The sequence below is a fragment of the Micromonospora sp. URMC 105 genome (assembly GCF_051386295.1).
GTDB lineage: Bacteria > Actinomycetota > Actinomycetes > Mycobacteriales > Micromonosporaceae > Micromonospora.
In genome coordinates, this window is the sequence record NZ_JBPQTL010000149.1 from 1 (window position 1) to 9,439 (window position 9,439).

At 72.4% G+C, this 9,439-nt stretch carries 9 protein-coding genes; 8 read left to right on the plus strand and 1 reads right to left on the minus strand.

Annotated elements, in window-relative coordinates; all coding sequences use genetic code 11:
* Positions 1–206 precede the first annotated feature (206 nt).
* From ACSNN7_RS27675 to ACSNN7_RS27710, 8 genes are all read left to right on the plus strand, one after another.
* Positions 207–935, plus strand: coding sequence for an SDR family NAD(P)-dependent oxidoreductase (locus ACSNN7_RS27675; protein WP_436683978.1), 729 nt, complete (start codon positions 207–209; stop codon positions 933–935).
* Positions 936–1,032: 97 nt separating this feature from the next.
* Positions 1,033–2,865: a glycoside hydrolase family 15 protein gene (locus ACSNN7_RS27680; RefSeq protein WP_436683980.1), complete on the plus strand. Its 1,833-nt coding sequence runs from the start codon at positions 1,033–1,035 to the stop codon at positions 2,863–2,865.
* Positions 2,866–2,987: 122 nt separating this feature from the next.
* A complete protein-coding gene (locus ACSNN7_RS27685; protein ID WP_436683991.1) occupies positions 2,988–3,428 on the plus strand; it encodes a VOC family protein in 441 nt (146 codons plus the stop codon).
* Between the two features lie 33 nt (positions 3,429–3,461).
* On the plus strand, positions 3,462–3,647 hold the full coding sequence (locus tag ACSNN7_RS27690; RefSeq protein ID WP_436683982.1) for a hypothetical protein: 186 nt from the start codon (positions 3,462–3,464) through the stop codon (positions 3,645–3,647).
* 84 nt (positions 3,648–3,731) lie between these two features.
* Positions 3,732–4,181 (plus strand): helix-turn-helix transcriptional regulator, encoded by a 450-nt coding sequence (locus tag ACSNN7_RS27695; RefSeq protein ID WP_436683983.1) that lies wholly within the window; start codon positions 3,732–3,734, stop codon positions 4,179–4,181.
* Positions 4,182–4,186: 5 nt separating this feature from the next.
* Entirely contained in the window at positions 4,187–4,597 is a 411-nt protein-coding gene (locus ACSNN7_RS27700; RefSeq protein ID WP_436683985.1) for a VOC family protein, read from the plus strand.
* 261 nt (positions 4,598–4,858) lie between these two features.
* Complete coding sequence (locus tag ACSNN7_RS27705; protein WP_436683986.1) at positions 4,859–7,252, plus strand: ATP-binding cassette domain-containing protein; 2,394 nt, start codon at positions 4,859–4,861, stop codon at positions 7,250–7,252.
* Positions 7,253–8,053: 801 nt separating this feature from the next.
* A complete protein-coding gene (locus ACSNN7_RS27710; RefSeq protein WP_436683988.1) occupies positions 8,054–9,049 on the plus strand; it encodes a tyrosine-type recombinase/integrase in 996 nt (331 codons plus the stop codon).
* A gap of 19 nt (positions 9,050–9,068) precedes the next feature.
* Here ACSNN7_RS27710 and ACSNN7_RS27715 read toward each other — a convergent pair.
* Positions 9,069–9,439, minus strand: a 371-nt coding sequence (locus ACSNN7_RS27715) for a cellulose binding domain-containing protein (protein WP_436683989.1), incomplete at its 5' end; no start/stop codon positions are given.

Consider the following 9,439-nt stretch of genomic DNA (forward strand, 5'->3'; position numbering starts at 1 on the left):
GCCGACGTCCCCACCACCAGGTCCGCGTCCGCCAGCGCCACCCCCCGCCGCGCCAGCCCCGCCAGCAGCCCCCACTCCCAGGCCACCCCGGTCACCCCGCCACCACCCAGCACCAACACCCGCGACATGTGTGAGCACCCTCTCCGTGACCGGCCCGTGCTCGAAACGGTAGCGTCGCCCCCACACGGGGGCAGGGGAGCGGTCCATTGAATCCGGTCACGGTCATCACCGGCGGCAGCCGCGGCATCGGCGCGGCCGTCGCCCGCCGCCTCGCCCACGACGGCCACCACATCGCCATCGGTTACCGCCGCGACCACGACGCCGCGTCCGCCGTCCTCGCCGACGTCCAGGCCCTCGGCCGGCAGGCCGTCGCCGTACCCGCCGACACCACCGACCCCGACCAGATCGCCCGGCTCTTCGACGCCGCCGCCGGCCTGGGCCCGCTCACCGGGCTGGTCAACAACGCCGGCGTCACCAGCCCCATCGGCGCCTTCACCGACCTGCGCCCCGACGACCTGCGCCACGTCGTCGACGTCAACCTCGTCGGCTACGTCCTCTGCGCCCAGCAGGCCGCCCGCCGCCTCACCACCGGCGGCGCCATCGTCAACATCTCCTCCGCCGCCGCCACCCTCGGCAGCCCGGGGGAGTACATCCACTACGCCGCCGTCAAGGCCGCCACCGACACCCTCACCATCGGCCTGGCCAAGGAACTCGCCCCGCAGGGCATCCGGGTCAACGCGGTCGCCCCCGGCCTCATCCGCACCGACATCCACGCCCTGTCCGGCATGCCCGACCGCCCCGACCGCAACGCCGGCCGGATACCGATGGGCCGGCCCGGGGAACCCGACGAGGTCGCCGGCGCCGTCGCCTGGCTCCTCGGCCCCGACGCCTCCTACACCACCGGCGCGGTGCTGCGGGTCGCCGGCGGCATGTGACGAGGCCCGCGCGCCACGTGCCGGTCTGCGCCGATCGTCACCGTCGGTGCGAAGCCCTGGCCAGGCATGCACCCCCGCCGGCCGGGTAGGCACCCCCGTGCCCAGCGGACGGATCGGCGACCACGGTTTCCTGGCGGACGGCCGCAGCGCGGTCCTGGTGGACCGGGCCGGCTCGGTGAACTGGTGGTGCCCGCAACGCTTCGACGGGCCCTCCATCTTCGGCCGGCTGCTCGACGACGACGCCGGACACTGGTCGATCCAGCCGGAGGGCCACTTCACCTGCGAGCGCTCCTACCTCGAGGACACGCTCGTGCTGCGCAGCACCTTCACCACCGGGCACGGCAGCGTCGCGGTGACCGACGCCCTCGCACTGGAGCCCGGCGCGCGCGGGCACGACATCGGCCGGCGCTCACCGGGGGTGCTGGGCCGGGTGGTCGAGGGGCTCGCCGGCGAGGTGCCGATGCGGCTGGACTACCGGCCACGCTTCGAGTACGGGCGGGTCACCGCGTACCTGACCGAACACGACGGCGTCATCGAGGCCGCCGCCGGCGGGTCCCGGCTCAGCCTGCGCGGCGACGTCCCACTGGAGTGCAGGCAGGGCGACGCCACCGCGAGCTTCACCGTCCGGGCCGGCGACACCTACCGCTTCACCCTCGGGCACGCCTCGACCTACGACTCCGGTCCGCCCGCGTCGCCCGACGCCGACCGGGTGGTCGCCGACGCCGTCACCGGCTGGCGCTCCTGGGCGGACCTGCACCGCGACCAGTACCGCGGCCTGTTCCACGACCAGGTGCGGCACAGCGCCATCATCCTGCAGGGCATGACCTACGGACCCAGCGGCGCGATCGTCGCCGCGGCGACCACCTCGCTGCCCGAGCAGCTCGGCGGGGACCGCAACTACGACTACCGCTTCGTCTGGGTCCGCGACTTCAGCCTCACCCTGCAGGCCCTCTGGCGCGCGGCCTGCCCGGACGAGGCGAACCGGCAGTTCGCCTGGGTGGCCCGGGCGATGGGACGCATCGGTGACGAGCCGGTCCCGATCATGTACGGGGTGCAGGGGGAGCGGGACCTCACCGAGCACCCCCTCGACCACCTCTCCGGCTACGCCGACAGCCGGCCGGTCTTCGTGGGCAACAACGCCTGGAAGCAGCGGCAGAGCGACGTGCTGGGGGAGATCCTCGACGCGGCCTGGCTGATGCGCCACTACCTCGACCCGATGGCGCCCGAGGTGCACCACCTGCTGCGCGCCCTCGCCGACCAGGCGACGCGGGACTGGCGCCGGCCGGACTCCGGCATGTGGGAGGCCCGCGACGCCGAACGGCACTACGTCTCGTCGAAGGTGCAGTGCTGGACGGCGCTGGACCGCGCCGTCCGCTTCGGCCCGCGCCTCGGCGACCAGGCCGACGTGACCCGCTGGGCCGCCGCCCGCGACGAGATCCGCGAGGCCGTCCTGACCCGGGGCTGGCACGAGGAGCTCGGCGCGTTCACCGGGGCCTTCGACTCCGACGACCTGGACGCCTCGGTGCTGCTCATGCCGCTGGTCGGCTTCCTGCCGGCCGACGATCCGCGGATGCGCTCCACCATCGCGGTGATCGAACGCGAGCTCTCCCACGACGGGCTGCTGCGCCGCTGGAACGGCGACCCGGCAGGCTTCGTCATCTGCTCGTTCTGGCTGGTCAGCTGTTTGGGGCTGGCCGGTGAGGTGGACCGGGCCAAGCAGCTCTTCACGCAGCTCGCCGCCCGCGTCAACGATCTGGGGCTCTTCGCCGAACAGATTGACCAGGCCACGGGGGAGCAGCTCGGCAACTTCCCGCAGGCCTTCTCGCACATCGGGATGATCAACGCCGCCGGCCGGCTCACCGAGGCCGCCGAACGGCGCGACGCCGCCGGCCGGCCGCGACAAGCCGTGCGGGCTGAACCAGCTCGATGATCATCGGTGCTGCCGTCCCCGCGACGACCTTGAAGATTTAGGGCTTTCCGGGGATTTCGGGCGATAGCTGGCCGAGGATGGGCTGCAGGGCCATCGCAGGAAGAGGAGCCGACAGCGTGGACATGAAGCTGGAATTCATCGTGCTGCCCGTCGCCGACGCGGGCCGGGCCAAGGACTTCTACAAGTCCCTGGGCTGGCGGGAAGATGCCGACATCGGCGAGGGTGAAGGCCGCACAGTGCAGATGACCCCGCCCAGGTCGGACTGCTCGGTCATGCTCAGCCGCGTCCTGACCTCGGCCGCGCCCGGCTCCGTCCAGGGCCTGTACCTGGTGGTGGACGACATCGAGGCGGCCCGGGCCGAGCTGGTGGGCCGCGGCCTCGACATCAGCGAGATCTTCCACCAGGCAGCCGGTGGACTGCCCCTGCCCAACGGCGAAGGACGCGCCCCCGGCCTCGCCCCGGACCGCGCCAGCTACTTCTCGTTCGCCTCCTTCAAGGACCCGGACGGCAACGGCTGGTACCTCCAGGAAGTCACCACCCGCTTCCCCGGCCGGCTGTGGTGACCACCGGACCGGCGGTTCTCGCGGAGGAGTCGCATGCAAGCCACCTATGACTCGGTGCCCGATCTGGCCGCCGCGCTGCGCCGGGCCGCGGCCGCGCACGGCCGCTACGAGGAGGAGATCGGCAAGGCCGACCCCGACTGGCCGGACTGGTACGCGCAGTACATGGCCGACGAGCAGGCCGGGCGCACCGGCACCGCCGGCCCGCAAGCAGGCACCTGAGCATGACGACCTGCGCCGCCCCGGCGCGGACACGCACCGGGGCGGCGCTGGGCAACTTGCGCGCCACCTGGCACGATCACGCAGGTGACCAGCACACCCGCCGCGGCGCAGCGCCTGCGTGACCTGGCGCTGCTGCGTCGCGTGCGTGACCGGATCGACCGGGAGTACGTGCAGCCGCTGGACGTCGAGGCGCTCGCGCGGGGTGTGAACATGTCGGCCGGGCACCTGAGCCGTCAGTTCCGGGCGGCGTACGGGGAGTCGCCGTACGCGTACCTGATGACCCGGCGCATCGAGCGGGCGATGGCGCTGCTGCGCCGGGGTGACCTCAGCGTCACCGAGGTGTGCTTCGCGGTCGGCTGCGCGTCGCTGGGCACCTTCAGCACCCGTTTCACCGAGCTGGTCGGCATGCCGCCCAGCGTCTACCGGGAGCAGGCGGCGAGCGCGACGGCGGGCCTGCCGCCGTGCGTCGCCAAACAGGTCACCAGACCGGTCAGGAATCGAGAAGCGCCGGCTGCCGGCCCGCATCTAGCGTGATCGGCATGGACATCACCATCAACACCACCGTTCTGCCGCACGTCGACCCGGACGCCTCGCTGGCCTTCTACCGCGACGCCCTGGGTTTCGAGGTCCGCAGCGACGTCGGGCAGGGCACGATGCGGTGGATCACCGTCGGCCCCGCCGGGCAGCCGGACACGTCGATCCTGCTGGCGCCGCCGGCGGCCGATCCGGGGGTGACCGAGGCCGAGCGGCGCACCATCGCCGAGATGATGGCCAAGGGCACCTACGGCTGGATCCTGCTGGCCACCCCCGACCTCGACGGCACCTTCGACAAACTGCAGGCCGGCGACGCCGAGGTCGTGCAGGAGCCCACCGAGCAGCCGTACGGCATCCGCGACTGCGCCTTCCGCGACCCCGCCGGCAACCTCATCCGCATCCGCGAACTCCGCTGACCCGTCCGCCACCACGATCCGCACCTGCGGGCGCGGCGGCTCCTCACCGCGCCCGCAGGTGCGGATCGCGGGCGCCGTCGAGATCATCCTGTCGTTCGGCGAGCCCCTGCACGACGGCGCCGGTCCGACACCTCGGCCGAACACACCCCGTGGCCGCGGCCACAGGGACCCCACGGGCCCAAGCGTCGCCGATACCGTGGTTCCCGCGCCGAGCGCGACCCCGACCAGCGCCAACCGGCCCCGCCCACGGATGGAGACACGATGAGCACGGCCACGAGGACCGACACGCCGTCGCCTGCGCTGCACGACGCCGACAGCCACGACGTGATCCGCGTGCACGGCGCGCGTGTCAACAACCTCAAGGACGTCAGCGTCGAGATCCCGAAGCGCCGGCTCACGGTCTTCACCGGCGTCTCCGGCTCGGGCAAGAGCTCCCTGGTGTTCGGCACGATCGCCGCCGAGTCACAGCGGCTGATCAACGAGACCTACAGCGCCTTCGTGCAGGGCTTCATGCCGACGCTGGCGCGACCCGAGGTCGACGTACTCGAAGGGCTGACGACGGCGATCATCGTCGACCAGGAGCGGATGGGCGCCGACGCCCGCTCCACCGTCGGCACCGCGACCGACGCCAACGCCATGCTGCGCATCCTCTTCAGCCGGCTCGGGCAGCCGCACATCGGCCCGCCCAACGCGTACTCGTTCAACGTCCCCTCGGTGCGGGCCAGCGGCGCGATCACCGTCGAGCGCGGCGCGGGCAGGACGAAGACCGAGAAGGCCACCTTCACCCGCCTCGGCGGCATGTGCCCCCGCTGCGAAGGCATGGGCTCGGTCACCGACATCGACCTGTCCGCCCTGTACGACGACAGCAAGTCGCTCAACGAGGGCGCGCTCACCATCCCCGGCTACAGCATGGAGGGCTGGTACGGCCGCATCTTCCGCGGCTGCGGCTTCTTCGACCCGGACAAGCCGATCCGCAGGTACACCAAGAAGGAACTGCACGACCTGCTCCACCGGGAACCCACCAAGATCAAGGTCGACGGGATCAACCTGACCTACGCCGGGCTGATCCCCACCATCCAGAAGTCGTTCCTCGCCAAGGACGTCGACGCGCTCCAGCCGCACATCCGCGCCTTCGTGGACCGGGCCGTCACCTTCACCACCTGCCCCGAGTGCGGCGGCACCCGACTCAGCGAGGCGGCCCGATCTTCCAAGATCGCGGGCATCAACATCGCCGACGCCTGCGCGATGCAGATCAGCGACCTCGCCGCCTGGGTACGCGACCTGGACGAACCGACCGTCGCGCCGCTGCTGGCGGCGCTGCGACACTCCCTCGACTCGTTCGTCGAGATCGGCCTCGGCTACCTCAGCCTCGACCGTCCGTCGGGCACGCTCTCCGGCGGCGAGGCACAACGCACCAAGATGATCCGCCACCTCGGCTCGTCGCTCACCGACGTCACCTACGTCTTCGACGAGCCCACCATCGGGCTGCACCCGCACGACATCCAGCGGATGAACAACCTGCTGATCCGGCTGCGGGACAAGGGCAACACCGTGCTGGTCGTCGAGCACAAGCCCGAGGCGATCGCGATCGCCGACCACATCGTCGACCTCGGCCCGCGCGCCGGCACCGAGGGCGGCCAGGTGGTGTTCGAGGGCACCCTCGAGGGGCTGCGGGCCAGCGGCACGCTCACCGGGCGGCACCTGGACGACCGCGCCCGCCTGAAGCCGTCGGTGCGCACACCGTCCGGCGTCCTGGCGGTACGCGACGCCCGCACCCACAACCTCCAGGGCGTCGACGTCGACATCCCGCTCGGCGTGCTGGTCGTCGTCACCGGCGTCGCCGGCTCCGGCAAGAGCTCCCTGATCCACGGCTCGGTGGCCGGGCGGGACGGGGTCGTGTCCGTCGACCAGAGCGCGATCCGCGGCTCCCGGCGGAGCAACCCGGCCACGTACACCGGACTGCTCGACCCGATCCGCAAGGCGTTCGCGAAGGCCAACGGCGTGAAACCGGCCCTGTTCAGCGCCAACTCCGAGGGCGCCTGCCCGGCCTGCAACGGCGCCGGGGTCATCTACACCGACCTGGCGATGATGGCCGGGGTCGCCACCACCTGCGAGGAGTGCGAGGGCAAACGGTTCCAGGCCGCGGTCCTGGAATACCACCTCGGCGGCCGCGACATCAGCGAGGTGCTCGCCATGTCGGTGACCGAGGCGGAGGAGTTCTTCGCCGACGGCGAGGCGAAGACGCCGGCGGCGCACAAGATCCTCACCCGGCTGACCGACGTCGGCCTGGGCTACGTCAAGCTCGGTCAGCCGCTGCCCACGCTCTCCGGCGGCGAGCGGCAGCGGCTCAAGCTGGCCACCCACATGGCCGAGAAGGGCGGCGTCTACGTCCTCGACGAGCCGACCAGCGGCCTGCACCTCGCCGACGTCGAGCAGCTGCTCGGCCTGCTCGACCGGCTCGTCGACTCCGGCAAGTCGGTCATCGTCATCGAGCACCACCAGGCGGTCATGGCGCACGCCGACTGGATCATCGACCTCGGTCCCGGGGCCGGCCACGACGGCGGCCGGATCGTCTTCGAGGGCACCCCGGCCGATCTCGTCGCCGCCCGCCGCACCCTCACCGGCGAGCACCTGGCCGCGTACGTGGCCTCCTGACAGGGAACGTCGCCCTGCGTCGATGGGTCGTCCGGGGGAGCATCCCGGACGACCCGGCGGGCTGTGGGGATGCGCGGCCTGGGCCGGGGGACTCGATCTTGACGTAGTCGGACGGTGACGAGGTCACCGGTACGTCACCGGGGGGCGGTGCGGCGACGTGTTCGCGGACGGCAGGGCGAACCGGCGCGACGTGGAACGACGCGTTCGTGGGTGCACGCGACACCCCGTCGGCGAGCTGAGCCGCGAGGTCCCCGCCCCCCGTCCACGCCCCATTGGCCCTGATTCGATAATACATATTATGTCAAGTTGACCGGATCAGGCCTCCTCCGGAAGGGGTGGGCGGTGCCGCTACGGGCTCCGGTGAGCCAGCGGCGAGGTGCACTCCGATGGATTAGCTTCTCCGCCGTGGCGTGAGGCCAGGTGCGGCGGCGGCCCATGATCCGGCAGCAGTTTCCGACTGCCAGCACGGCCTGCCTGGTCGGAACTGCCGCCCGATCATGAGTGCGGCGAAGGCCGTCCTCGACGGGTGTACGGCTGCGACGAGTCCACTGCGACGAGTCCACGCGAGGCTCGTCGGGTCAGGCCCGACGTCGGCCCTCCTGCCTACGGGGCGGCTGCGAGCCGGAAGCTGCGTCACCCCATGGGCTGGCCCGGCCCTCGCGTCCGATCGTCAACCTCAGCGCGCCCACCGCCGGCGAGCGCTCGTCGGACAGGCCCGCACGCGGTAGCTCCGCGTTCCCCTGATGCCGCTCCCCTCCCCGCCACTGGCCCTCAATCCGAGAAACCTGCATAATATGGCTTATGCATGACAAACAGGACGAATCGGTAGGGCGGCTCATCGAGGAGTTCCTGACGGCCCGGGCCACCCGCAAGCCCTCCCCGCACACCCTGGAGGCGTACCGGCGGGACCTGCGGGCCGTGGCCGCCCTGGTCGGCGAGGACGCCACTCCCCTCCCCCTCGACCGGGTGATGATCTCGGACCTCTCCCCCCGGGTCATGCGGGCGGCGTTCGCCCGGTTCGCCGCTCCCCGCGCGGCGGCATCGGTGCACCGCGCCTGGTCCAGCTGGAACAGCTTCTTCACGTTCCTGGTGGCCGAGGGGGTGGTGGCGGGCAACCCGATGCCGGCGGTGGGCCGGCCCCGTACACCGCTCCCCCAGCCCAAGCCGCTGCGCGGCGAGGACACCCCGGAGCAGCTGCTGGCCTCGGTGGCGCGGGAGGACGGGCGGCAGCGGGACCCGTGGCCGGAGCGGGACGTGGCGGTGCTGGCCCTGGCGCTCTGCGCGGGCCTGCGTCTGTCGGAGCTGCTGGCGTTGCGGGTGTCATCGCTGAGCGGTCGCGTCGGCGAGCGGCGGGTGGACGTCGCGGGCAAGGGCGGCCGGCCGCGGGTGGTGCCGGTCGAGCCGGAGCTGGACCGGGTGCTGGTGGACTACCTGGACAGCCGGGCGCGGCGGTTCGGGTCGCGCAGCGTACGGCCGGACTCGCCGTTGCTGGTGGACCGGCGGGGTGAGCCGTTGCGCCGGGGCGGGCTGCAGTATCTGGTGGACTCCTGCTACCGGCGGGCGGGCATCGGTGACCGGGTGCCCCGGGGTGCGCGGCTGCACGCGTTGCGGCACACGTTCGCGACGCGGTTGGCCGAGGACGGGGCGAGCGCGGCGGAGATCATGCGGTTGCTGGGGCACGCGTCGCTGGCGTCGTCGCAGACGTACATCGAGGTGACGGCGGGTCAGCAGCGCGCGGCGGTGCGGTCCAACCGCACCAATCGGGCGTTGGCGGGGTTGGTGCGGGAGTCCGGGTGAGGCGCGGCCGGCCGGGGGGTCAGAGCCCGGAGCACGGGGTGTCGTTGACGGTGCAGCCCTCGGGGGCCTTGGTGAGCGTGTCGGGGTCGCGGACGGTGAAGCTGACGGTGTGTGACCCTCCGGCTGGTACGGGGGCGCCGGTGAAGGTGACGGTCTGTCCGTCCTGCTGCCAGGTGGCGCCGTCGGCTGTGGTGACGGTGCCTCCCTCGGCCAGGGTGACCACGAGGGTCCAGTCCTTGGCGGCGGCGCCGGCGGGATTGTCGAGCACCACCTGGCCGGTGTAGCCGAAGAGCCGGGTGGCGGTGGTCTCGTAGCGGGCGGCGACGGCGGGGGTCGGCGCGGCGGTGGTCGTGGTGGGTGTGCGCGACGGGGTGGCGCTGGGGGTCCGGC

Coding starts and splice junctions, on each gene's coding strand:
- ACSNN7_RS27685 (WP_436683991.1), top strand. CDS start 2,988: ATGAAGCTGGAATTCATCGTGCTGCCCGTCGCCGACGCGGGCCGGGCC.
- ACSNN7_RS27690 (WP_436683982.1), top strand. CDS start 3,462: ATGCAAGCCACCTATGACTCGGTGCCCGATCTGGCCGCCGCGCTGCGC.
- ACSNN7_RS27700 (WP_436683985.1), top strand. CDS start 4,187: ATGGACATCACCATCAACACCACCGTTCTGCCGCACGTCGACCCGGAC.
- ACSNN7_RS27705 (WP_436683986.1), top strand. CDS start 4,859: ATGAGCACGGCCACGAGGACCGACACGCCGTCGCCTGCGCTGCACGAC.
- ACSNN7_RS27710 (WP_436683988.1), top strand. CDS start 8,054: ATGCATGACAAACAGGACGAATCGGTAGGGCGGCTCATCGAGGAGTTC.